Raw genomic sequence first — 24836 nt, forward strand, 5'->3', positions numbered from 1 at the left:
TTCTTGAGCATTTTCCTTTCAAAGGATTCAGTCGGGAGTGCTAGATAACTGGATGTTAACTATCCTGTCTACTGAGGGTTCGTCAGAGTAAAGTTGCTCCACTATCTGCTCTCTTAATCCTTCGCAAACAGACTCGGAATCAAAAACGTTTTCCGTATCTACAGGCTTAAATAAATAGTTATAGCCTTCCTGTTTGTCAAAAATGTTGCACTGGTATTGGTGGGTTGTATTCGCTTGTTCGCTGAAAACAATAAGGGGGGATAGGGTTAGACAGTTGCCGGTCTCGTTGTCATAAATGTGGCACTCGCTTTGACTAAAAGGAATTGTTCCGTTGTAGAGCAGCGTGTCAACAAAAGGTTGGTTGTCGATTGCTGATCTAAATAATCCTGAGAATTGATTTCTTCTTATTCCAGAAGAGGAGATTCGCTCAAAAAAGCCAAAGAGCCGGTCTTCTAAGGCTAGATTGCAAATGTTCATTATTAATGTTAGGTGGCGATGTGCTTCAACTTTTCCGCTTTCCAATTTTGCGTGTTTGTGGTCTGTGAATTGAGTTATTGCTAGTTCAAATTCAGGCTTTAGTTCTGCAAACAGTTTTTTATATTCTTTTGAGAAGTGTGCGTTGGATTTTAAGTTTGTCAAACTGCATTCAAGAAGTGACTTAAGAGGTCCCATGGATCTATGAGCAAATGCATTAAAGGACTTGCCCAGCACGTTATTTGCTTTCGCTTCGGCGGCTGCAGTGTAAGCAGCAAAGCTGAGGGCTGCTTCAAACGCATCTCGAGCAAGGTCTATAGCATTTTTTTCATGGTTGATCTGTAGATATTTACGCAGTGGGATGGCTATTGGGTAGGGGAGGTTTGGGAGTATTTTTCTTAGATCAGACCAAGTTGAGTCATTTGACCTTTTTGTAATGGTCACGATATTTTGATCTGTTAATTCGCATATCGAAGAGTTGCTTGTTCCAAAGTCGAATCCTATAAAGAATTGCGTTTGCTTGTGTGTGGAATCAGAGGTCATATCAATAACAAAGGGTTTTCCTTCGAAAGATGTCTCTGGAATATTTTTGTCAGGGTTTCCTGATGCGTATATGAATCTTGGGGTGGTGGTTCCGTCGTCCTTGATTGTAAGCTCGACTTTTGTCTTGCTTTCAAAAAAAACATCGCCGCGCGTATGGATTTTGCTACTCTCAATATTATAACGCTCTTCTATTGATATGCCTGACGGTTCAACCTGGGGGCGCAAGAAATAGTACTCAAGAAAGCGTTTTGGAGGAGATGATAGTTTGACTTTCCATGATAGTGGTTCGTCGATGAAGTTTTTTAAAGATTGTGCTGAAGGGATTAAATCTCCATCTTTTGTGCTGGACATATCAATTTTATCGTGGATAGATGTAAAGCGTTTGCTTTCCAGTCCTTTTTCATCTGGGTTTAATATTAGTTTTATGGGGTTGTAAGTTACAGATATAAATTCGCTGTCATGATCGAAGTAGCGGCGAGCACATTCAATAGCAAGCCCTTTTGCGACGACTTCTTGGAAGGAAGAACTCAAAGGTAACGGTCTGGCGTGTCCTAGCTCTTCAGAAAAATCTCTTTCGAGAAGTTTTTCTAGAATTCTTATATTGGAAGATCCTCCTGAAATTAAAGTTGAGGTTATGGGGCGCCCTCTGAGTTCCTCGCGTCCTCTGGCGATCACTTGGGAAATTGTTTTTTTAAGTTGCTTATCCCAGATGTCTCGTTCAAAAACAGTTTTAAATTGGTGTCCTATTAGCTCGGATTCATACCATGTTGTATCAGCTATAAAAGGATTTTTAGGGAGTTTTATCGGTGATTTTTCATAGCAAGTTGTGTACCCAAGGGCCCAGTCAGTGATTTGATTAGTAAGTGTTTTTTTTGTCTGCTCTATCTCTTTTTCTATTTGCTCAAAATTTCTTATAAATGAGCGTTTTTCTTCGTTTAATTGCTCAAATTTTAGCTCTCCCTTGCGGTATCTCTGGGCAATGGTTATATGTTGTCCGATTTTACTTTTTATGGTGGGGTCGTCAAAATCACGCTTTATTAAATATTCGGCTAATATAGTGTTTATATAAAATCCGCCAATTGGAATAGATGCGGCAGCTAGAGGTTTTGCATGCTTCCCGCTTTGACTGATATCTCCATTGTTTGTGGATTCGATGATGCAAGCATCAAATGTGCCTCCGCCAAAATCTATGATAAGAGCAATGTGCTTGATGTTGTCAGACAGTTGGGGAGTTCGAAGGCCATATCTATAGTATTGATAAACAGCGAAGGGCTCGGGTAGAAAATCAATTGATTCGAAGTTGTGTAGTATTCGTTTTATATTGTCTCGATAGTTTTTTATCCAATTTTTTCCGTGAGTTTCTATCTGAAAAGATAGAGGTTCGGCGACAATTATTTTGGCATTTATACGGTGTTCTAAATTTTTTGTCTTGAACGCCAATGTGTGAGCTAGTACTTTCTCAAAAAAATTTTTTGTTAGCTCGAAAGCGCTTTTTTCAGTGTCGATATTTGTGTGAAATTTTTTTCTATCAAGTAAAGATGAGCCGGCAATTATATCGCCCAAGTCAACTTTGAAATTTTTATTGGATATTTCACCTTTGGATTCCTCTGCCTCAGCTTCTGATCCAATGAGAAATGCTTCCTCGCTCTTGTAAGTTATAACTGTTGGGATGTATGTCTCGCCATTTATCTGTTTTAATTGGATGCTATCAATCCAGATTGTTTTTTCAGTTTTGCTCATTACGATTTCCCTACCTGGAGTGTTATTTGTTATTTGTTATTTGTTATTTGTTATTTGGCCTGGGTTGTGTGCTTGACAAGCAAAGGAATAGCTGTGAGGTGGATGGTAAAGATGTATTTGTTTGATGGCTCTCGTGCCAATTTTTTGGGGTTATAGTGTTTTTGACGTCAGGTAGGCTTAAGATTTTTTTATGTATATAAAGCGTATTATTTGTATGTGGACTAAGGGAACTTGGCAGGGGTAAGTGAAAGACTGATTGAAATGGTATTGTGCTTTCGTTGTATAGGAAGGAATTTTTAGTTGATTGCAGTTGTGTGATGGCTCGGTATGCAAGGTGGCCGTGGTTTTTTTTTGATTTTTTACTGTATATCTGACCAGTCACAGTAGTCCCTCTGCGTCTTAGGTAGATCATCATTTATTGTAGGCACCCTTTGCCTCTTGAAGGGTAATCCGAGCAGAATTATTTTGCCATCATCGTTTGCATTGCAAAAATGCCCACTCTGGGAAAATCTATTGCATTGGATAAGTGACTGCTCAGTCAGTCCGGGTATTTTCCGTTGCGAACGCTTAAGTATTCTGTGGCGGGACTGTCCTAGAGCAAGAGAGGCGAGCTGGTGCTATAGCACTTCGTCAACACCGAACACGCCGCCTTGTATGCCTCATGCTGATACTTGTTCAGCGTCTCCGGCAGGGCGAGGTCATAGATCTGTGCATTGATGGTTTGCGGCGAGAGCAGGGTCGCCCACAACCTCCAGCAACAGGGAAACCCCTCCGTACTGGCCGCGAATGCCTTGACGTTGACGGCATCGACACCGGCAGCGTGGTCCTAGCCGAGGCGGGGCTGTTGGAAGGGCACCCATGACCTTGCATTGAGAAGCGATCGAGGCGTTCAAGGAATCTTTCCACAGCTCAGCGTGACCCAGGAACTGTTTGAAATCGACCGCCGCCGTATCACCTGCGCCGGCGGCGTCGCGTCCACCGACCTGATGCTCGATCTGATCGACTAGGCACACGGCGCCGAGTTGGCGATTCAGGTCAGCGAACAGTTCGTGCTGGGGCGCATCCGTCCGCGCAAAGACCCTCGCGGGAAGACCGGCGGCGCCAGGGGGATGGTCGGGGCTGGTTTGACAGGCATTTATACTCAATTATACTCGTGACTATAAATTATACCTGTCGCCATAATTGAGTATAAAACCATGTCCAAGCACCCCGGTTTTGTCTTCCGGCGCCCCGATCTGGCCCGCAATATTGTCGATGGGCTGGTGGGCGCCGGGATCCAGGATTACACCTCAGGCCTGTTCCTGGCCGCTCCCAGACGTACCGGGAAAAGTACCTTCCTGCGTGAAGACTTGATCCCCGAATGTGAAGCCCGTGGCTGGCTCGCGGTCTACGTCGACCTGTGGGTCAACAAGGAAAAAGATCCCGCCGAGTTGATCGCCGCGGCCATCGCCGCGGCATTGGTGCCTTATGAAAAGGGCATCCGCAAGCTTGCCAAGTCCATGGGTATCGACAAACTCAGCTTCTTGCGAACGTTGTCCTGGGATTTCAGCGTGCCGCAATTGCCCGAAGGGGCGACGCTGACCCAGGCGCTGGAGTTGTTGCACAGTGCTGCTGGTAAAACCGTGGTGCTGGTGATCGACGAAGCCCAGCATGCGTTGACCACTGAGGCCGGGGTCAACGCGATGTTCGCCCTCAAGGCCGCCCGTGATCAGCTCAACCAAGGGCGTGAAGACGCTACCAGCGGCCTGCGGCTGGTGTTCACCGGCTCCAACCGAGACAAACTCGCGCACTTGGTGCTCAGCCGCAACCAGCCTTTCTATGGATCCAGCATCACGCCGTTCCCCTTGCTGGGCAAAGCGTTCACCAAGGCCTATGCCGCTCATTTGAACGCGCATCTGGCCCAAACCAACCAGTTCAATGCCGATGACCTGGACCAGGCTTTTGAACTGGTCGGACGCCGTCCTGAAATGCTGCGCAGCGTCATTGGCGAAATTGCCTTGGAACTGGGTGAGGCCAGTCATTTGGGCGAACTGCTGCGCAACAGCGCCGAAATGCTCCGCGCCGGCGTCTGGACTGAGTTCGAGAGCGCCTGGAACGCCCTGACGGTGCCGCAACGCGCCGTGCTGCAGGTCATGGCCGAGCGCTCGCAAAGCAACGAGCCCTTTGCGCCGTTTACCGATTCAACGCTGGAGGCCGTGGGCAAGGTGCTCAGGAACATGGGCAGCGAAGTCGTGCCTGGCACTCAGACCATCCAATCCTGCATCGATGCGTTGCGCGACAAGGAACTGGTGTGGAAGTCCAATCGTGGTGGTTATGCGCTGGAGGACAAGGCTTTTGCCGACTGGTTGAAGGGGTATCGCAAGCAGTAGAACTGATGCTAACCGGATGAACTGTCGAGCGAGGAATCTGTGGCGAGGGGATTTATCCCCGTTGGGCTGCGCAGCAGCCCTGAAACCTGGCGACTCGGTGTGTCAGATAGATTTAATAGCTGCTATTGGGGCTGCTACGCAGCCCAGCGGGGATAAATCCCCTCGCCACAGGGACGGTGTCTGGCTGGACATCGGTAGAAAATCTATTTCTTCATCAGCGCCGAACACGCGGCCTTATAAGCCTCATGCTGATACTTGTTCAGCGTCGCTGGCAGGACAAAATCATGCTTCTTGCTCTGCGCATTGATGGTCTGCGGCGACAGCAGCGTCACCTCGCAACCTTCCAGCAACTGGAACACGCCTTCGATCTTGAACGTGGTCGGCCCACCGGCGAACTCGCCTTTCTTGCTGCGCTTCTTGATGGCGATGCGTTCGATACCGTTGTCCGTCACGAACGCCCGCACCTGGGCGGCGAAAGCCCTGACGTTGGCGGCTTCGTCATCGTCGTCCAGGGCGATTTTCTTGGTGTTGAGGGCGATATGGGTCAGCGCCTGTTGATCCAGCGAGGCCACGGCGATGATTGCTTCGCTGCCTTTGATTTCGATGCCGCAGATTTTCATGGGAGTCCTTTTACCAGGTGGTGAGGTGCAGCCTACAGCTCCAGCTGATCGGGATGGATACCAAAGGCTGCGGCAATTTTTTCACGTGTCGCCCGGCGAGGTTTGGCGACTGATTCCTGCTGCGCAAACGCCGGTTGAGAGATGCCCAGGCGTCTGGCGACCTCATCCTGGGTCAGGCTCAGATGTTCGCGCCAGGCGCGGATGGGCGTGGCGCCGTCGACGATACGGCTGACCACTTGATGGGGAATCAGATCGGGTTCCAGCTTCTGCGCAACGTATTGTGCATAGGGGATGACCACAAATGCCGGGTTGCCGTCTACATCGTTGATGATTTGATAATCAATAGGTACGTTCGTTCTCATAGGGTAAATATAAGTCTTTTATAAGGTTTGCGAATCCTGACTTATATTCCTCCTAAGGCCAACGCGTGAACGGTGTCTGGATATTGCTCCGTGGGTAACCCCCTTACTCCTGCCCAATCGACTCCAAAAACTCCGACCGATCGTCGCTCACCTGGGCCATGCAGTCGTTTTCGGCGATTTTGTACGCTTCGCTGCCGGGTTTGGCCGGGAAGGCGGCGATGGCGCAGTCGGCGTCGCGTTGTTTGAGCCACAGTTGCTGGGCGGCCTTGACCTTGGTGGTGATGTCGTTGAGCTGGGCCTTGTCGCTGGCGTAGCGGGTTTGCAGGCGCTCGAAGAGGCTCTGCAGGTTTTCGTTGAGCAATTGTTCTGCGGCGGTCTTGCCGTAGGCCGAGCAGGCCAGGGTCTGGACGTCGTTTTCCACCGCGTCGCAAGGGTTTTGCTCGGTGTCTTCGGTGGCGTGTGCCACGGTGCTGATCAATGCCAAAGCCAGGAAGAGTGATTTCATTGCGTTGCCGCTCGAGTCCAGTGAAAACCAGTGATGCGGCGGATTCTGGCGCAAGCGCCGGGTAAAGAACAGACGGGCAGGGTGGGCCTGTCGTAGCCCATTGTCGCGGATTGACGCTTTCGGCAATTCCCCTGTCGTTTTTGCACCCGGTCGCCACGGCCCTCAGGCATATGCTGGCCCCAAAGCGCCGGCACACGATTCGGCGCATGAATCGCTGACAAAAGGGGACTGCCTGATGAGCCCAGCCGAATTGCACGCCGACAGCATCGTTATCGACGGGCTGATCATTGCCAAGTGGAACCGCGACCTGTTCGAAGACATGCGCAAGGGCGGCCTGACCGCAGCCAACTGCACCGTGTCGGTGTGGGAAGGTTTCCAGGCCACTATCAACAACATCGTGGCCAGCCAGAAACTGATCCGCGAGAACAGCGACCTGGTGATCCCGGTGAAAACCACCGCCGACATCCGTCGCGCCAAGGAACAAGGCAAGACCGGCATCATCTTCGGCTTCCAGAACGCCCACGCTTTCGAAGACCAGCTCGGCTATGTCGAGATCTTCAAGCAGCTCGGCGTGGGTGTGGTGCAGATGTGCTACAACACCCAGAACCTGGTGGGCACCGGTTGCTACGAGCGTGACGGCGGCCTGTCGGGCTTCGGTCGCGAAATCGTCGCCGAGATGAACCGGGTCGGCATCATGTGCGACCTGTCCCACGTCGGTTCCAAGACTTCCGAAGAGGTCATCCTCGAATCGAAGAAGCCGGTGTGCTATTCCCACTGCCTGCCGTCCGGCCTGAAAGAGCACCCGCGCAACAAGTCCGATGAAGAACTGAAGTTCATCGCCGACCATGGCGGCTTCGTTGGCGTGACCATGTTCGCGCCGTTCCTGGCCAAAGGCATCGATTCGACCATCGACGACTACGCCGAAGCCATCGAATACACCATGAACATCGTCGGCGAAGACGCCATCGGCATCGGCACCGACTTCACCCAGGGCCATGGCCAGGACTTCTTCGAAATGCTGACTCACGACAAGGGCTACGCCCGTCGTCTGACCAGCTTCGGCAAGATCATCAACCCCCTGGGCATCCGCACCGTCGGCGAGTTCCCGAACCTCACCGAGACGCTGCTCAAGCGCGGCCATCCTGAACGGGTAGTGCGCAAGATCATGGGTGAAAACTGGGTCAACGTCTTGAAAGACGTCTGGGGCGAATAACCGCCACCGCACCGCTAATCCTCTACCTGCGGCCCTCTGCGCCGCAGGCAATACCACGAATTTCCGGAGTCAAGTTTTCATGGCCAAGATCGCCCCGCAACTGCCTATCGAAGTCGACAGCGAAACCGGTGTCTGGACCTCCGACGCCCTGCCGATGCTGTACGTGCCGCGTCACTTCTTCGTCAACAACCACATGGGCATCGAAGAAGTTCTAGGCGCCGACGCCTATGCCGAGATTCTCTACAAGGCCGGCTACAAATCCGCCTGGCACTGGTGTGAAAAAGAAGCCGAATGCCACGGCCTGGAAGGCGTCGCAGTGTTCGAACACTACATGAAGCGCTTGTCCCAGCGCGGTTGGGGCCTGTTCAAGATCCAGGACATCGACCTGGACAAAGGCACCGCCAGCGTCAAGCTCGAACACTCGGCTTTCGTCTACGTGTACGGCAAGGTCGGGCGCAAGGTCGACTACATGTTCACCGGCTGGTTCGCCGGCGCCATGGACCAGATCCTGGCCGCTCGCGGCAGTTCGATCCGCACCGTGGCCGAGCAGGTCTACGGCGGTTCCGAAGAAGGCCACGACGACGGCCTGTTCATCGTCAAGCCGTTGTAAGTCGAGGATTGCGCCATGGCTTTTGAAGCAATGTTCCAGCCGATCCAGATCGGCAAACTGACCATCCGCAACCGCGTGCTCAGCACTGCCCACGCCGAGGTCTACGCCACCGACGGCGGCATGACCACCGACCGGTACGTGAAGTATTACGAAGAGAAGGCCAAGGGCGGCATCGGCCTGGCGATCTGCGGTGGCTCGTCGGTGGTTGCCATCGACAGCCCGCAGGAATGGTGGAGTTCGGTGAACCTGTCCACCGACCGCATCATCCCGCACTTCCAGAACCTGGCCGACGCCATGCACAAGCATGGCGCCAAGATCATGATCCAGATTACCCACATGGGCCGTCGCTCGCGTTGGGACGGCTTCAATTGGCCGACCCTGATGTCGCCGTCCGGTGTGCGTGAGCCGGTGCACCGCGCCACTTGCAAGACCATCGAGCCGGAAGAGATCTGGCGGGTGATCGGCAACTACGCCCAGGCGGCACGGCGTGCCAAGGCCGGTGGCCTGGATGGCGTCGAGCTGTCCGCCGTGCACCAGCACATGATCGACCAGTTCTGGAGCCCACGGGTCAACAAGCGTACCGACGAATGGGGCGGCACCTTCGAAGGCCGGATGAAGTTCGGCCTGGAAGTGTTGAAAGCCGTGCGTGCCGAGGTCGGTGACGACTTCTGCGTGGGCATGCGCATCTGCGGTGACGAATTCCACCCGGACGGCCTGTCCCACGAGGACATGAAGCAAATCGCCAAGTACTACGATGACACCGGCATGCTGGACTTCATCGGCGTGGTGGGCTCGGGTTGCGACACCCACAACACCCTGGCCAACGTCATCCCGAACATGAGTTATCCACCGGAGCCGTTCCTGCACCTGGCGGCCGGTATCAAGGAAGTGGTCAAGGTCCCGGTCCTGCACGCGCAGAACATCAAGGACCCGAACCAGGCCACGCGGATCCTCGAGGGCGGTTACGTCGACATGGTCGGCATGACCCGCGCCCATATCGCCGACCCGCACCTGATCGCCAAGATCAAGATGGGCCAGATCGACCAGATCAAACAGTGCGTCGGCGCGAACTACTGCATCGACCGCCAGTACCAGGGCCTGGACGTGCTGTGCATCCAGAACGCCGCAACGTCCCGTGAATACATGGGCGTGCCGCACATCATCGAGAAGTCCACCGGGCCGAAACGCAAGGTGGTCGTCGTCGGTGCCGGCCCGGCCGGGATGGAAGCGGCACGTGTGGCCGCCGAACGTGGGCACGACGTGACCCTGTTCGAGAAGAAAGAATTCATCGGCGGGCAGATCACCACGGCCTCGAAAGCCCCGCAACGGGACCAGATCGCCGGTATCACCCGCTGGTTCCAACTGGAGCTGGCGCGGTTGAAAGTGGACCTGCGCCTGGGCGTGGCTGCTGACGCGGCGACCATCATGGACCTGCGTCCGGACGTGGTGGTGCTGGCGGTCGGCGGGCATCCGAACCTGGAGCAGAACGAGCACTGGGGCGCCGCCGAAGGGCTGGTGGTCAGCAGCTGGGACGTGCTCGACGGCAAGGTCGCGCCAGGCAAGAACGTGCTGGTCTACGACACCATTTGCGAATTCACCGGCATGTCGGTGGCCGACTTCCTCGCCGACAAGGGCAGCCAGGTCGAGATCGTCACCGACGACATCAAGCCGGGCGTGGCGATTGGCGGGACGTCTTTCCCTACCTACTACCGCAGTATGTACCCCAAGGAAGTGATCATGACCGGGGACATGATGCTGGAGAAGGTCTACCGCGAAGGCGACAAGCTGGTGGCGGTGCTGGAGAACGAATACACCGGTGCCAAGGAAGAGCGCGTGGTGGACCAGGTGGTGGTGGAAAACGGCGTGCGGCCGGACGAAGAAATCTACTACGCGCTCAAGGAAGGTTCGCGCAACAAGGGCCAGATCGACGTTGAAGCCCTGTTCGCGATCAAGCCCCAGCCGTGCCTGGAGCAGAGCGGCGACGGCTACCTGCTGTTCCGCATCGGCGACTGCGTGGCCCAGCGTAATACCCACGCCGCCATCTACGACGCCCTGCGGTTGTGCAAGGATTTCTAACGGCTTGTGGATAACCCTGTGGGAGCGGGCTTGCTCGCGAAAGCGGTGGATCAGTCGACATCGATGTTGAATGTCAGTCCGTCTTCGCGAGCAAGCCCGCTCCCACAGGAATCGAGCAAGACATCCAGGTTTCTGTGCCTGCAAGACCCGAGGTCTTTGGGAGCTTCACCATGCTGAACACCCTTCTCCCCATCCTGCTGTTCGCTGCCCTGGGCCTCGCGGTCCTTGGCGCCTTGCGGCGGGTGAACATGTGGCGCCGGGGCCGACCGGCCAAGGTCGACCTGATCGGCGGCCTCTTCGCCATGCCCAAGCGCTACATGGTGGACTTGCACCATGTGGTGGCGCGGGACAAATACATCGCCAACACCCACGTCGCCACGGCCGGTGGTGCGGTGGCGTCGGTGGTGCTGGCGATCCTGGTCCACGGGTTTGGCCTGCATAACCGCTTCCTCGGCTACGCATTGCTGTTGATGTCGGCCGTGATGTTCGTCGGCGCGATCTTCGTCTACCTGCGTCGACGCAATCCGCCGGCCCGTTTGTCCAAGGGCCCGTGGATGCGCCTGCCGAAAAGCCTGCTGGCCTTCTCGGCGTCGTTCTTCCTGGTGACCCTGCCGGTGGCGGGCATCCTCCCGGAAAACTTCGGCGGCTGGCTGGTGGCGGCGATCCTGGGTGTCGGCGTGTTGTGGGGCGTGTCGGAGTTGTTCTTCGGCATGACCTGGGGCGGGCCGATGAAACACGCCTTCGCCGGTGCCCTGCACCTGGCCTGGCACCGTCGTGCCGAACGCTTTGGCGGTGGCCGTTCCACCGGCCTCAAGCCGCTGGACCTGAACGATCCCGCCGCGCCGCTGGGCGTTGAGAAACCCAAGGATTTCACCTGGAACCAACTGCTCGGTTTCGACGCCTGCGTACAGTGCGGCAAGTGCGAAGCTGCCTGTCCGGCCTTTGCCGCCGGCCAGCCGCTGAACCCGAAGAAACTCATCCAGGACATGGTCGTCGGCCTGGCCGGCGGCACCGATGCGAAATTCGCCGGCAGCCCGTACCCAGGTAAACCGGTGGGCGAACACGCTGGCAATCCCCATCAGCCGATCGTCAGTGGCCTGGTGGACGCCGAGACCCTGTGGTCGTGCACCACTTGCCGGGCCTGCGTCGAGGAATGCCCGATGATGATCGAGCACGTCGATGCCATCGTCGACATGCGCCGTCACTTGACCCTGGAAAAAGGCGCCACGCCGAACAAGGGCGCCGAGGTCTTGGAAAACCTCATCGCCACCGACAACCCGGGCGGCTTCGCCCCGGGCGGGCGGATGAACTGGGCGGCGGACCTGAACCTCAATCTGCTCAGCGAAAAGAAATCCACCGACGTGCTGTTCTGGGTTGGCGACGGTGCTTTCGACATGCGCAACCAACGCACCCTGCGCGCCTTTGTCAAAGTGCTCAAAGCCGCGAAAGTCGACTTCGCCGTGCTCGGCCTCGAAGAGCGCGACAGCGGCGACGTGGCCCGGCGCCTGGGTGACGAAGCGACCTTCCAACTGTTGGCCAAACGCAACATTCAGACCCTGGCCAAGTACAGCTTCAACCGCATCGTCACCTGCGACCCCCACAGCTTCCACGTGCTGAAAAACGAATACGGCGCCTTCGATGGCAACTACCTGGTGCAGCACCACAGCACCTACCTGGCGGAGATCATCGACGCCGGTGCGCTGAACCTTGGCCAGCACAAGGGCGACAGCGTGACCTATCACGACCCGTGCTACCTGGGCCGCTACAACGGCGAATACGAGGCGCCGCGCCAAGTGCTGCGTTCGCTGGGTATCGAGGTCAAGGAAATGCAGCGTTCCGGTTTCCGCTCGCGTTGCTGCGGCGGTGGCGGCGGTGCGCCGATCACCGACATCCCGGGCAAGCAGCGCATTCCGGACATGCGCATGGAAGACATCCGCGAAACCGGTGCCGAGCTGGTGGCCGTGGGTTGTCCACAATGCACCGCGATGCTTGAAGGTGTGGTCGAACCTCGACCGATGATCAAGGACATCGCCGAACTGGTGGCCGATGCGCTGCTGGAAGACGCGGCCCCGAGCAAGCCCGTGGCCCCAGCCAAACGTGAACCCGCGGAGGTGCATTAATGAGCGACATCATCCGCCGCGACCCTCGCGCCGAGTGGATCGCCCGCAACCGCCTGCACCCGTTGCATGCAGCCATGCAACCGGTACAGCACAGCTGGATGGGGCCCAACGGCATCATCCGCAAGAATGTCCATGGCGTCGGTTTCATCGGCCCCAACGGCATCAAGCGCATCGACCGTAGCGGTGCCCAGCAGGGGGGTGCGACCAAGCGTGTCGCCGCCGCCGAGGTGCAACTGCCGCTGCATCAAGTGCCGCAACCGGCCTTCTACATCAGTGTGGTGCCGGACATGGTCGGTGGTCGCCTCAGCAGCCACGACCGCGATCTGCTGGGCCTGGCCCATCAATTGGCCGGTACCGACGGCGCGGTGCTGGCAGTGGTGTTCGGCGAGCATAAGGAAAACGCTTTTGCCACCGCTGGTGTGGACCGCTTGCTGGTACTGGAAGGCGATGAGTTCAGCGGTTATGCACCGGAACAACGGGTGCAGGGCCTGCGAGCTGTGGATAACCAATTCAATCCACGCCATTGGCTGCTGCCCGACAGCCGCACCGGTGGCGGCGAGCTGGGCCGACGTTTGGCTGCGGCCCTGGGCGAGCGCCCGGCGACGCGGGTCTGGCAGGTCAAGGGCGAGGAATGCATCGGCCGTGCCGGTGCCGGCCTGCAAGACTTGGCCCGCCCCCTGGCGCGCTTGATCCTGGCGGCCGCCGAATGTGCCGAGCCGGTCAGCGAAACCCGTCACGAAGTTCTGCCGGTGGAGTTATCCACAAGCGTGGCGCGCAGTTTGTCGCGCATCGAGGATCTTGGCGCGGTGGCGGTGGACCCGGGGGCGATCCCAATGGCCGAAGCCGAATTCATTTTCTCCGGTGGCAATGGGGTCAAGGACTGGGAGCTTTTCCACAAGACCGCTGCGGCCCTGGGCGCCACCGAAGGCGCTTCGCGGGTGGCGGTGGACGATGGGTTCATGGCCCGCGACCGTCAGGTCGGTGCCTCCGGTACCTGGGTCACGGCGCGGGTCTATGTGGCGGTGGGGATTTCTGGCGCGATCCAGCACCTGCAAGGCATTGGTGCCTGCGACAAGGTGGTGGCGATCAACCTCGACCCGGGCTGCGACATGATCAAGCGGGCAGACCTGTCGGTGATCGGCGACAGTGCGGCGATTCTCCAAGCCTTGATCGCGGCGGTAGAGGCCTACCGCAACGAAGCCAAGCGCGATGCGGCTTAAGCTAAGGATTCAACCATGAGTACTCAAGTGATCAGCCTGGTGTCCATCGGCGCCCACCCCACCTCCGGTCGGCCGCGCCGCGCCGAACAGGACGCCCGGGCCGTGGAGCTGGGCTTGCAACTGGCCGGCAACGACTTGCAAGTGCTGCACGCGGGCGACGTGGCCGAACCGGCCCTGCGGGCTTACCTGGGCATGGGCCTGGACGAACTCCACGTTCTGGAAAATCTCGTCGGCGCCGACGCGTTGCCGGCCCTGACCGACTACCTGCGTGACGCCGGCGCCCAAGTGGTGCTCACCGGCAGCCAGGCGGAAACCGGTGAAGGCTCGGGCATGTTGCCGTTCCTGCTGGCCGAGAATCTGGGTTGGCCGCTGGTGGTGGGGCTGGCCCAGGTCGAGTCCATCGACGGCGGCGTGGCCCTGGTGCTGCAAGCCCTGCCGCGTGGGCAACGGCGACGTCTCAAAGTCCGCCTGCCGTTCCTGGCCACTGTGGATAACGCCGCGCCAAAACCTCGGCAAAGCGCCTACGGCCCAGCCCGGCGTGGGGCGTTGCATGCCGAGGAAGTCGAAGTGATCGACGACACCCTGCTGGCGGTGGCAACCCTGCAACCGGCCAAACCACGGCCCAAACGCTTGAAAGTGATCAAGGCCAAGAGCGGCGCCGACCGCATGAAAGCCGCCACGGCCAAGGCCAGCGGCGGAGGCGGGCAAGTGCTCAAGGGCGTGAGCGCGGAAGCGGGGGCCGAGGCGATTCTCAAGTTGTTGGTGGAGGAAGGGGTGGTTCGCTAAATCCAAGCTCACCACAAACCCTGTGGGAGCGGGCTTGCTCGCGAAAGCGGCGTGTCAGGCAACATGTTCATCGACTGGCACACCGCTTTCGCGAGCAAGCCCGCTCCCACCATGGGGCCTGTATTTACCCACAAACCCTGTGCGCGCCTCTGTGGATAACCTGTTCGATCCTATCCGGACACCGCGCAAAATCAGGCCTTTCAAGCCTTCGCTTAAAAAACGATCAACCTGACCTGCTGCAGCATCCAGCCATAAAACCGCTGGCCCGGCGTGTTGCCGCGCCTCAAACCTGCGCGTAAGAAAACCGCTTGTCAGCCAAAGGAGCCCTATCAGTGGAAGTTGAATTTCGTCCAGCCTTGCCCACGGATACCCGGGAGATCGCTCGTTTGTTCCGGATTTCCTCAGAGGGCGCATCGGATTACATCTGGAGCCAGTTGGCGGAGCCAGGGCAGGACTTGCTGGAGGTGGGGGCTGCGCGTTATGCCCGCGAGGATGTCGATTTTTCCTACCAGAACTGCCTTATCGCAGAAGCCGGCGGACAGGTCATTGGCATGATGCATTGTTATGTGACACGTTTTGATCCGCTGGCGACTCCCACCACCGATCCGATCCTGGCGCCCTACGCCGACATGGAAGTCCCCGATACCCTCTACATTTCAAGCCTGGCCCTGCATGAAGGCTGGCGTAACAAGGGGCTCGGAGCGCGCTTTCTCGAACGGGCGCAACAGCGGGCCGATCAACTGGCGCTCAACGGCCTGAGCCTGATCGACTACGCCGCGAACACGGGTGCCCGCCGGTTCTACGAGCGCCATGGCTTTGGCATCGTCAAGACCTGCCAGGTTGTTCCGCATCCGCTGATTCGGGTGACGGGGGAGACGTATCTCATGCATCGGCCTTGAGTCATGTGGGGCTTGCTCGCGAAAGCGGCGTGTCAGGCAACATGTTCATCGACTGACACACCGCCTTCGCGAGCAAGCCCGCTCCCACAGTAGGATTGATGTTTACCCACAATCCCTGTGTGCGCCTCTGTGGATAACCTGTTCGCCCCTCGCTACACCCTATGCAAACCAGGCCCTGCAGGCCTTCGCTCAAAAAATAGTCAGCCTAACCCACGGTTTTTATTGGTTTTTATCTGTGAATAAGAGGCCGTTCCAGCCTCAACTTACCCCCAATCTCTGTTGGCGCTTCTGTGGATAAGATGTTCGCTCTACGCTGCAGGCCATACAGACCGTGGCGTTCAGTGGGTTGGTCATAAAATGATCGATTGACCGTTTTTATCAGGAAAACCTCTGGAAAACCCCGCCTTACAAGCCGTTCAAAGGGTTTTCCACAGAATCGTCAAAATTACCCCCAAACACTGTTGGCGCTTCTGTGGATAAGGTGTTCGCTCACCGCCACAGGCCTTGCTGGTAAAGGCTTTCAGGTGTTTGATCAAAAAACGACCGACAGCCCGGGAAAACCGTCATTGTCCATAACTCACGGTTTTTATTCACTTTGCCGCTGAAAAAATACCGGACATACCCACACTTGTCCCCATTTGCTGTGGGTGGCCGTGTGGATAACTTGTTCGCCAAACGCTGCAAGCCACGGTTTGTATAGCGCAAATCGCGATAGATCAAATTTCATACAGTTCTAAGCCGCGCCCTTGACGAGGGTCTGTCGGCTGTCTTCACTTCCATGGCACAAGGACATCGCACTTTATCCACATCAGGTTCAGGGAGAACACATGATGGATAGCACAGCCCCCCGCTTGCACCTGCTCTCACCGGTGACCTGTGTCCCGGCACTTCCCACCTCTTTACATAAACGCATTCATCGACGTGCCGCCAATCAGCGTGCGCGTCTATAGCGCCCGGGTTTTCCCCCAGTAGCACCGCTGACTGCCGCCGGACCCTGCAAGGGACGGTGGCCAGGCGTTCGTGCGCCTGTCGATTTGCAGGCAACCGCAGAGTTGCCCCATCTGCCTGAGAGGACTTGAACATGACACGGATCTCGACCCCCATCAGTGATATCCAGGAGCACTACGATGTGATTGTCATCGGTTCCGGCTACGGTGGTGGCATTGCTGCCTCGCGCCTGTCCCGGGCCGGGCGCAAGGTTTGCCTGCTGGAGCGTGGCCGGGAAATCCAGCCCGGCGAATACCCCAACACGCTGCTCTCGGCCACCGAAGAACTGCAAGTCCACGACCCGGATGGGCACATCGGTTCGCGCACCGGGCTGTTCGACCTGCACGTCAACGCCCAGCAGAACGTGGTGGTCGGTTGTGGCCTGGGCGGCACTTCGCTGATCAATGCCAACGTTTCGCTGGAGCCGGAGCCTGGTGTGTTCGAGGACCTGCGCTGGCCCCAGGCGGTGCGCGAACACCGCGACACGCTGCTCAAGGATGGCTACGCGCGGGCCCGGGAGATGCTCAAGCCCAATCCCTATCCAGCTTCGCAGCCGAACCTGCCCAAGCTCGATGCCCACAAGAAGTCGGCCGACTACCTCAAGCAAGGCGCGCATTTCTACAAGCCGCCGATCAATGTGACCTTCGACAAGCTGCCCAACAACCTCAACCACGTCGGTGTTGAACAGTTGCCCTGCAATGGTTGTGGCGATTGCGTCTCGGGCTGTAACAACAAGGCCAAGAACACCACGCTGATGAACTACCTGCCGGATGCCTGGAACCACGGCGCGGAGATTTTCTGCCAGGCCGAGGTGCGGTACCTGGAGCGCGACGGCAATGGCTGGATCGTGCACTTCCAATACCTGGACAGTGGCCGCGAGATGTTCTCGGCGCCGACCCTGTTCGTGCGGGCCGATATCGTGGTGGTGTCTGCCGGCACCCTGGGCTCCACCGAAATCATGTTGCGCTCGCGAGACAAGGGCCTGTCGATGTCCAGCCAGTTGGGCGAGAACATGAGCGGCAATGGCGACATCCTCGGTTTCGGCCACAACTGCGACCAGGTCATCAACGGCATCGGCTTTGGCGCCCATTCGGCCAAGGAGCTGGAACCGGTGGGGCCTTGCATCACCTCGATCATCGACATGCGCACCGAGGGCGACTGGCGCAGCCGCATGGTCATCGAAGAAGGTTCGATTCCCGGCGCCCTCGGCTCAGCCATGGTGCCGAGCATGGCGGCATTCGCCGGGATGATCGGCGTGCCTACCGACACCGGTTTCGGTGCCAGCCTCAAGTACAAGGGCCGGGAAGCCGAGAGTTTCCTGCGCGGCCCCTACTACGGTGCGCTGCATAACATGCAGACCTACCTGATCATGAGCCATGACAACGCCAAGGGCCGCATGCTGCTCGATAGCAAGGACCAATTGCGCATCGATTGGCCCGGCGTCGGCGAACAGGAAAACGTCACCCTTGGCAATGAACGCCTGCACCAGAGCACCAAGGCCCTGGGGGGGATCTGGGTCGAGAACCCGATCTGGACCAAGCTGCTCAAGCACAGCATCGTCTCGGTCCACCCGTTGGGCGGTTGTGTGATGGGCGAAGATGCGACGCAAGGGGTGGTCAACCACAAGGGCCAGGTGTTCAGTGGCACCAGCGGTACCGATGTCTACCCGGGCCTGTACGTGAGCGACGGCGCAGTGATCCCGACGTCCCTGGCGGTCAACCCACTGTTGACCATCTCGGCGGTGAGCGAGCGCAACATGGGGCTGCTGGCGGCTGATCGGGGCTGGATCATCGACTACACGCTGCCCTCGGCCCCGAGCAAACCTGTGGCGGCGCCGACACTCGGCGTGCAGTTCACCGAAACCATGAAGGGCTACTTTTCCACCGCCTTCACCCAAGCCCAGGGCACCGACCTCAGCCTGTACGAAGCGGCGGCCAAGCGGGGCAAGGCCGACAACTCGCCCATCGAATTCACCCTGACCATCACCGCCGCCGACCTCAATCGCCTGATCAAGGAACCGGAGCACGCCGCGACCCTGGTAGGCACTCTCGATGCGCCTCTGCTCTCATCGCAGCCGTTGGTCGCCAGCAACGGCGTGTTCAATCTGTTCGAGCAGTACCAGGAACAGGTTGGCGTGCGGCACATGAACTACGACATGAAGCTGACCGCCGAGGATGGCAGCGACTATTACTTCAGCGCCTTCAAGACCGTGCCCGAGGACAACGGCGTGCTGAACATCTGGCACGACACCAGCACCCTTTACGTCACGCTCTATCGCGGGCCGGACAAGACCGGCGCGGTGATCGGCTCCGGGGTGATGCACATTCTGCCGGCCGACTTCGCCAAGCAGATGACTACCATGAAAGTGCTCAACGCCCGCAACGAGCGCGAGCGTGTGGAGGCACTGGCGCGGTTCGGCAAGTTCTTCGCCGGGATCCTGTGGGAAAGCTACGGCGGGGTTTTCGCCGGCGACGTCTACTTCAACCCGGATGCGCCGCCCCGCTTGAAACGGCCGTTGGTTGCGCCAGCGCCGGCGGTGCATTTCTTCCAGACCGAAGACAACGTCGAGCTGCGCCTGACCCGCTACCAGGCCGGTACCAAGGGTCCGGTGATGTTGGTTCACGGCCTGGGCGTGGGTTCGAATATTTTCTCTACCGACACTATCCATACCAACTTGCTGGAGTACCTGTGCAAGCACGAGTACGACGTCTGGTTGCTGGACCTGCGGGTGAGCATCCTGCTGCCGGCCAGCAAGCATGAATGGAACGGCGACCAGGTGGCCCAGTACGATTTCAAGGCCGCCATCGAGCAGATCCAGCAAGCGACCCTGGCCCGTGACGTGCAATGCGTGGTGCATTGTTATGGCGCGACGACCTTCTTCATGTCGATGTTGGCAGGGCTGCAAGGGGTGCGTTCGGTGGTTTGTTCGCAGATCGCCGCTGACACGGTGGTCGCCACCGCCACCGGGCTGAAGGCCGGTTTGCACTTGCCGGGGATGCTCGATGCCATCGGCATCAAGTCCCTCACGGCCTACGCCGACACCAAGGAAAGCTGGTTCAACAAACTCTACGACAAGGCCCTCAACGGCTATGCCCGGATCGAAGCCCAGGGCTATTGCACCAACCCGGTCTGCCATCGCATCACCTTCATGTATGCGTCGCTGTACCGCCACGACACCCTCAACGAAACCTTGCACGACAACCTGCATGAATTGTTCGGCGAGTCGAACATCCAGACGTTCGAGCACCTGGCGCTGATCGTGCGCAAGGGGCATTTGGTGGACTTCAAGGGCAATGACGTCTACATGCCGCATTTCGATCGGCTGAAGCTGCCGATCTGCTTCATCAGCGGCGCCGACAACCAGTGCTACCTGCCGCAAAGCACCCTCAAGACCTACGAGCGACTGTGCGAGATGCATGGCCCGCAGTTGTTCAGCCGCCACGAAGTGCCGGGGTACGGTCACATCGACTGCATGTTTGGCAAGGATGCGGTGGTGGATGTGTATCCGCTCATCCTCGAACACCTGGAGAAGACTGCGCTGGGCTAGTTCTGGGCCGAGTTGACCGCATCGCGAGCAGGCTCGCTCCCACACAGGATTTGCGTGGTACACAAGTTCAGTGGTTAACACCGCGCACTGTGGGAGCGAGCCTGCTCGCGATGGCGATCGTTACAGCGCTGCATCTCGTGAGTCAGGAATAAGGAAAAAGGATGCCCATGAACACTTACATCCGCTGGTTCCAACGCGTCATCTGGATCGGGATTGTCATGAACATGTTCTTCGCGATCCCGGCGCTGTTCGCGCCGGCGTTGCTGACGTCCATGCTCGGCTTGCCGCCCGTGCTGTCCGATCCCTGGCTGGAAAACACCGGCATGTTACTGGTGGGGATCAGCCTGTTCTACATGCCCTCGGGGTTCAACGCGCCACGTTTCGTGGTGCATTCGTGGTTGTGCGTGCTGTCGCGGCTGGTGGCGGTGGTGTTCTGGATCTACTTGATCAACACCAACAACCAGGGCCCATTGTTCGTGCCGATGTTGATGGGCGACTTGAGCATGTTCCTGATCCTGGGCGTGCTGCTGTACCTGGGCAGCCCGGTGGCCAATCGTCCGCTGGCCTTGCTCTGCGCCGGTTGGCGGGAGTGGCGTGCCGGTTGGGTGCGGCGCTGGCAGAGCCATGCTTTCAAGGTCGGCACGCTGGTGGTGTTGCTGCTGTTGGGCTTCATCGGCTACCAGACCTGGTACCAGATGATCCGGGAAGTGCCGCAACCGGACTTCGCTTCCGACGAGGATCATTACAAATACGCCGCCATCGGCCTGGGCATCGAGGCGCGGATTCCCTACTACCTGTTCGCCGTGCTACCGCAGATGTGCCCGGAAAAACTGCCCAAGCCGGGCGGCTACGAGGTGTTCGGTTTCCTCTATGAAAACGGCAAAGACTTGCCCATCGGTATGGCCAAGCGGCAACTCGGCTACCCCACCGTGGAGCCCAACTGCGCCCTGTGCCACACCGGTTCCTACCGGGCCAATGCCACTGACGTAGCAATTCCGGTCGCCAGCGCGCCGGCCAATACCTTGCAGCTGCAGGCCTTCCAGTGGTTCGCCTATGATTGCGCCAGCGACCCGAAATTCACCCCCGATGCGGTCATGGCGGCGATCAACAGCAAATTCCAGCTGGGCTTTTTCGAGAAACTGTACAACCGTTACCTGATCATCCCGATGGCCAAGAGCGCGCTGCTCAAGCAGAAGCAGTCCTACGCCTGGCAGAAACTGCGTCCGGCCCAAGGCCCTGGGCGGACCGACACCTTCAACCCGACCAAAATGGTGGTGTTCGGCTTCCCGGATGACTCCACCATTGGCACCGTGGATCTGCCGCAGGTCTGGAACCAGAAGCCCCGCGAGTCGATGTACCTGCATTGGGACGGCAATAACAACAAGATCCACGAGCGCAACTACGCGGCGGCGATGGCCGTGGGCGCGACGCCGGAATCGGTGCTGCCACCGAGTTTCAACCGCGTGACCAACTGGCTGCTGGGCCACAAGGCACCCGCCTGGCCGTTCGCCCTGGATCAGGCGAAAGTCGCCCAGGGCAAACCGATCTGGGAGAAAAACTGCGCCGGTTGCCATGACTTCGGTCGCAGCGACACCGGCCAGGTCACCACCAACATCGACCAGTTGGGCACCGACCCCCATCGCCTGAATTCCTTCACCACCGGCCTGGTGACGGCGTTCCATGGCTTCAAGAAACCACCGTTCGACTTCGGCGCCTACCGCAAGACCCAGAGCTACAGCAACACGCCCACCGACGGCATCTGGTTGCGCGCGCCATACCTGCACAACGGCTCGGTGCCGACCCTGTGGGATTTGCTGCAACCGCCGGAGCAACGTCCGCAGGTGTTCTACACCGGCTCCGACATCTACGACCCGGAGAAGGTCGGTTTCATCACCAGCGGTGCGCAGATGAAGGCATCGGCGGACTTCAAGTACGACACCCGCCTGGAGGGCAACCACAACGGCGGCCACCTGTATGGCACGCAACTGTCGGACGTCGACAAGCGAGCCCTGATCGAATTCATGAAGACCCTGTAGCCCGGGGCATTGCGAAGGAGCGTCCACATGTCATTACTGCACCATTGGGAACATGAGTTCGACAAGGTCAAAGTCCGCCTGCACGGGTTGGTTACGCGGCTGGAAATGTCCTGGCAGAAACTCGTCAACGAGCTCGAACCCGAAGAGTTCGAGGCCATCGTCAAGCTGCTGCAGCGAGGTCACGACCAGGCGCAATACGTCATCAAGCATGGCGAACTGCCGGACGATGAACCGGCCGTACCGTGGGAACTTGCCCATGGCCTGTCGATCCTCAAGATCGGCAATCCCAGCCCCTTGCCGCAAACCGTCGCCGAGCTCCCTACTCAGGTACTCAAGGACGGCACCTTGCTCGGCTGTCGCAAATGGGAACTGCTGGACCTGTTGTGGAGCGAGGCCCTGCTCAAGTGGATCGAGAACCTGCGCCATCACGCAACGTTCGCCACCAACCCGGCGCTGGTGAAAATGGACAGCGACGTGGTGCTGGCCATTGCCGGCGACTGGGGCACCGGGCCTTTCGACAGTCACGCACCGGCGGTGGCCGTGGCCAATCAGATGCAGCTGGCCGAGGCCGATTTCACCGTCCACCTGGGCGATGTGTATTACGCCGGGACCCATTCCCAGGAAGACGTCGACATGGCCGGCTGGCCCCAGGGCAAGCAGGGCTCGTTCACCCTCAATTCCAACCACGAGATGTACAGCGGTGCCCACGGCTATTTCAAGGAATTGGCCAAGCGTTTCCCGGTGCAACAAGGCACCAGCTACTTTGCCTTGTACAACGACGACTGGCTCGTGGTGGGCCTGGACAGTGCCTATGCCTCGGACGCCATGAACCTGTACATGGATGGCACCCTCAACACCCAACAGATCGAGTGGATGAAAACCCTGCCCAAGCGCAAGAAGTTGATGGTGCTCAGTCATCACCAGGGCTTCGATATTTCCGGGCACAACAAGACTGCACTTTACCAACCGGTGTGCGACGCCCTGGGGCGCGAGCCGGATTACTGGTATTGGGGGCATCTGCACAACGGTATCTGCTACGCGCCGCAAGGCGGATTGCATGCGCGTTGCGCTGGGCACGGGGCGATTCCCTATGGCACCACCAGCGAACTGAACGGGCATGTGCGGGTGTTGTGGTCGGAAACCCAGTTGGCGGGAGACGAGGCGTATCCGCTGCGGGTGTTGAATGGGTATGTGAAGGTGCAACTGAAGGGGGAGGAGATTGTCGAGACGTTTTATGGGGAGGATGGTTCGGTGCGGTGGTCTTCCAAGTAGTCGGTGAATATTAGACCGCTATCGCGAGCAGGCTCGCTCCCACATTTGATCTTCGGTGCGCCAAAGATTCCTTGTGGGAGCGAGCCTGCTCGCGATGCTTTTAGTTGTCAGCCCTGGACTGGAACACCCTTGAGGTAAGGTGCCGGTTCGGCCCCCAGGTTGTTGAGCATGCGCTCGCTGTACCAGTCGACGAAGTTCACCACGCCGAACTCATAGGTCTTGGAGTACGGGCCTGGCTGGTAGGCGGTGGAGTTGATGCCGCGCTGGTTTTCTTCGGCCAGGCGACGGTCCTGGTCGTTGGTGGCGTCCCAGACCTGGCGCATGCGCTCGACGTCGTAGTCCACGCCTTCGACCGCGTCCTTGTGCACCAGCCACTTGGTGGTGACCATGGTTTCCTGGGCGCTGATCGGCCACACGGTGAACACGATGATGTGGTCGCCCATGCAGTGGTTCCACGAGTGCGGCAGGTGCAGGATGCGCATCGAGCCCAGGTCCGGGTTCTTGATGCGCCCCATCAGCTTGGCGCAACCCTGCTTGCCGTCCATGGTCATCGACACGGTGCCCTTGAGCAGCGGCATGCGCACGATGCGGTTACGCAGGCCGAAACTGGCGTGGGCGTAAGGGATCTTCTCGGCTTCCCAGGCGGCGGCGGAGGCGGCTACATGGTCCTTGAACGCCTGGTCGGCCCGTGGGTCGGTGACGTCGTCCCATTCCAGCAGGGTCTTGAGCAGTTCCGGGTGCGAACCGCCGCAGTGGTAGCACTCGCGGTTGTTTTCCAGCACCAGTTTCCAGTTGGCTTTTTCCATCAAGGTGGTTTGTACCGCCACCTTGGTGTTTTCCATGTCGTAGGGTTCCATGTAATGGGCCAGGGTCGACAGGAAGTCATCGATGGCCGGCGGGTTCTCGGCCAGGCTGATGAAGATGTAGCCACCGGCGGTCTTGACGTTCACGGGCTTGAGGCCGTACTGCTTCATGTCGAAGTCGGCGCCCATCTCGGTGCCGGCGAACAGCAGGCGACCATCCAGCTCGTAGGTCCACTGGTGATAGTGGCAGACCAGCTTGGCGACCTTGCCCTTTTCACTGGTGCACAGCCGCGAGCCACGGTGACGGCAGACGTTGTGGAACGCGTGGACCACGCCGTCGGCGCCGCGAATCACGATGATCGGGTTCTTGCCGACTTGCAGGGTCAGGTAGTTGCCCTTGGCCGGGATTTCGCAGGTCATGCCGGCGATCAACCATTCTTTCTGGAAGATTTCCTGCATATCGATATCAAACAGGCGCTCATCGGAGTAGAACGGCTGCGGCAGCGAAAAGGTCCGCTCGCGTTCCTGCAGCATCTGCGCGGTGGCCTTGCGTGCGGGTTCCAGCGGATCGCCCAGGCTCAGGGTAGTGGTGACGTCCATCGTTTTATCCTCATGGCCCTCTACGTGGCCGGCGAAAAATGACTAATCGGTTGT

16 protein-coding genes and 1 pseudogene are annotated in these 24836 nt (G+C 58.3%); 12 read left to right on the top strand and 5 right to left on the bottom strand.

Going from position 1 to position 24836, the window contains the following annotated elements; genetic code table 11:
* Positions 1-27: 27 nt before the first annotated feature.
* Entirely contained in the window at positions 28-2757 is a 2730-nt protein-coding gene (locus AC30D9_RS09655) for a hypothetical protein (protein WP_490143942.1), read from the bottom strand.
* A 799-nt stretch (positions 2758-3556) separates the two neighbouring features.
* Here AC30D9_RS09655 and AC30D9_RS09660 point away from each other — a divergent pair.
* Positions 3557-3836: pseudogene (locus AC30D9_RS09660) on the top strand (AraC family transcriptional regulator); the annotation flags it as partial.
* Positions 3837-3953: 117 nt separating this feature from the next.
* Positions 3954-5126, top strand: coding sequence for an AAA family ATPase (locus AC30D9_RS09665; protein ID WP_307576582.1), 1173 nt, complete (start codon positions 3954-3956; stop codon positions 5124-5126).
* A 203-nt stretch (positions 5127-5329) separates the two neighbouring features.
* On the opposite strand, the gene AC30D9_RS09670 is transcribed toward AC30D9_RS09665, so the two are convergent.
* From AC30D9_RS09670 to AC30D9_RS09680, 3 genes are all read right to left on the bottom strand, one after another.
* On the bottom strand, positions 5330-5746 hold the full coding sequence (locus AC30D9_RS09670; RefSeq protein ID WP_490143943.1) for a DUF3010 family protein: 417 nt from the start codon (positions 5744-5746) through the stop codon (positions 5330-5332).
* Between the two features lie 32 nt (positions 5747-5778).
* Complete coding sequence (locus AC30D9_RS09675; protein ID WP_490143944.1) at positions 5779-6108, bottom strand: helix-turn-helix domain-containing protein; 330 nt, start codon at positions 6106-6108, stop codon at positions 5779-5781.
* Between the two features lie 103 nt (positions 6109-6211).
* The gene (locus tag AC30D9_RS09680) at positions 6212-6613 is read right to left on the bottom strand and encodes a lysozyme inhibitor LprI family protein (protein WP_134926147.1); all 402 of its coding nucleotides are present in this window, start codon (positions 6611-6613) and stop codon (positions 6212-6214) included.
* Positions 6614-6848: 235 nt separating this feature from the next.
* Here AC30D9_RS09680 and AC30D9_RS09685 point away from each other — a divergent pair, with 235 nt between their 5' ends.
* From AC30D9_RS09685 to AC30D9_RS09730, 10 genes are all read left to right on the top strand, one after another.
* Complete coding sequence (locus AC30D9_RS09685) at positions 6849-7826, top strand: dipeptidase (RefSeq protein ID WP_030139307.1); 978 nt, start codon at positions 6849-6851, stop codon at positions 7824-7826.
* A 79-nt stretch (positions 7827-7905) separates the two neighbouring features.
* Positions 7906-8436, top strand: coding sequence for a DUF5943 domain-containing protein (locus AC30D9_RS09690; RefSeq protein WP_030139308.1), 531 nt, complete (start codon positions 7906-7908; stop codon positions 8434-8436).
* Positions 8437-8451: 15 nt separating this feature from the next.
* A complete protein-coding gene (gene dgcA, locus AC30D9_RS09695; RefSeq protein ID WP_134926146.1) occupies positions 8452-10512 on the top strand; it encodes a dimethylglycine demethylation protein DgcA in 2061 nt (686 codons plus the stop codon).
* 170 nt (positions 10513-10682) lie between these two features.
* Entirely contained in the window at positions 10683-12632 is a 1950-nt protein-coding gene (gene dgcB / locus AC30D9_RS09700; RefSeq protein WP_134926145.1) for a dimethylglycine demethylation protein DgcB, read from the top strand.
* Entirely contained in the window at positions 12632-13852 is a 1221-nt protein-coding gene (etfA, locus tag AC30D9_RS09705; protein ID WP_490143945.1) for an electron transfer flavoprotein subunit alpha, read from the top strand. The genes dgcB and etfA overlap by 1 nt, the downstream gene beginning before the upstream one ends.
* 15 nt (positions 13853-13867) lie before the next feature.
* Positions 13868-14638, top strand: coding sequence for an electron transfer flavoprotein subunit beta (etfB, locus tag AC30D9_RS09710; RefSeq protein ID WP_490143946.1), 771 nt, complete (start codon positions 13868-13870; stop codon positions 14636-14638).
* Between the two features lie 332 nt (positions 14639-14970).
* Positions 14971-15537 carry a GNAT family N-acetyltransferase gene (locus tag AC30D9_RS09715; RefSeq protein ID WP_490143947.1) on the top strand — a complete coding sequence of 189 codons (567 nt, stop codon included), beginning with the start codon at positions 14971-14973 and terminating at the stop codon, positions 15535-15537.
* Positions 15538-16618: 1081 nt separating this feature from the next.
* Positions 16619-20071 (top strand): GMC oxidoreductase, encoded by a 3453-nt coding sequence (locus AC30D9_RS09720; protein ID WP_134926142.1) that lies wholly within the window; start codon positions 16619-16621, stop codon positions 20069-20071.
* Positions 20072-20238: 167 nt separating this feature from the next.
* Positions 20239-22107, top strand: coding sequence for a c-type cytochrome (locus tag AC30D9_RS09725; RefSeq protein WP_490143948.1), 1869 nt, complete (start codon positions 20239-20241; stop codon positions 22105-22107).
* Between the two features lie 27 nt (positions 22108-22134).
* Positions 22135-23379 (top strand): metallophosphoesterase, encoded by a 1245-nt coding sequence (locus AC30D9_RS09730; RefSeq protein ID WP_490143949.1) that lies wholly within the window; start codon positions 22135-22137, stop codon positions 23377-23379.
* A gap of 107 nt (positions 23380-23486) precedes the next feature.
* On the opposite strand, the gene gbca is transcribed toward AC30D9_RS09730, so the two are convergent.
* On the bottom strand, positions 23487-24782 hold the full coding sequence (gene gbca, locus AC30D9_RS09735; RefSeq protein ID WP_490143950.1) for a glycine betaine monooxygenase oxygenase subunit: 1296 nt from the start codon (positions 24780-24782) through the stop codon (positions 23487-23489).
* Positions 24783-24836 lie beyond the last annotated feature (54 nt).

This window comes from Pseudomonas sp. DF11, from assembly GCF_058148565.1.

Bases quoted from the DNA above. Each gene is read 5' to 3' on its own strand.
- AC30D9_RS09655 (WP_490143942.1), bottom strand. From the start codon at position 2,757: ATGAGCAAAACTGAAAAAACAATCTGGATTGATAGCATCCAATTAAAA.
- AC30D9_RS09665 (WP_307576582.1), top strand. From the start codon at position 3,954: ATGTCCAAGCACCCCGGTTTTGTCTTCCGGCGCCCCGATCTGGCCCGC.
- AC30D9_RS09670 (WP_490143943.1), bottom strand. From the start codon at position 5,746: ATGAAAATCTGCGGCATCGAAATCAAAGGCAGCGAAGCAATCATCGCC.
- AC30D9_RS09675 (WP_490143944.1), bottom strand. From the start codon at position 6,108: ATGAGAACGAACGTACCTATTGATTATCAAATCATCAACGATGTAGAC.
- AC30D9_RS09680 (WP_134926147.1), bottom strand. From the start codon at position 6,613: ATGAAATCACTCTTCCTGGCTTTGGCATTGATCAGCACCGTGGCACAC.
- AC30D9_RS09685 (WP_030139307.1), top strand. From the start codon at position 6,849: ATGAGCCCAGCCGAATTGCACGCCGACAGCATCGTTATCGACGGGCTG.
- AC30D9_RS09690 (WP_030139308.1), top strand. From the start codon at position 7,906: ATGGCCAAGATCGCCCCGCAACTGCCTATCGAAGTCGACAGCGAAACC.
- dgcA (WP_134926146.1), top strand. From the start codon at position 8,452: ATGGCTTTTGAAGCAATGTTCCAGCCGATCCAGATCGGCAAACTGACC.
- dgcB (WP_134926145.1), top strand. From the start codon at position 10,683: ATGCTGAACACCCTTCTCCCCATCCTGCTGTTCGCTGCCCTGGGCCTC.
- etfA (WP_490143945.1), top strand. From the start codon at position 12,632: ATGAGCGACATCATCCGCCGCGACCCTCGCGCCGAGTGGATCGCCCGC.
- etfB (WP_490143946.1), top strand. From the start codon at position 13,868: ATGAGTACTCAAGTGATCAGCCTGGTGTCCATCGGCGCCCACCCCACC.
- AC30D9_RS09720 (WP_134926142.1), top strand. From the start codon at position 16,619: ATGACACGGATCTCGACCCCCATCAGTGATATCCAGGAGCACTACGAT.
- AC30D9_RS09725 (WP_490143948.1), top strand. From the start codon at position 20,239: ATGAACACTTACATCCGCTGGTTCCAACGCGTCATCTGGATCGGGATT.
- AC30D9_RS09730 (WP_490143949.1), top strand. From the start codon at position 22,135: ATGTCATTACTGCACCATTGGGAACATGAGTTCGACAAGGTCAAAGTC.
- gbca (WP_490143950.1), bottom strand. From the start codon at position 24,782: ATGGACGTCACCACTACCCTGAGCCTGGGCGATCCGCTGGAACCCGCA.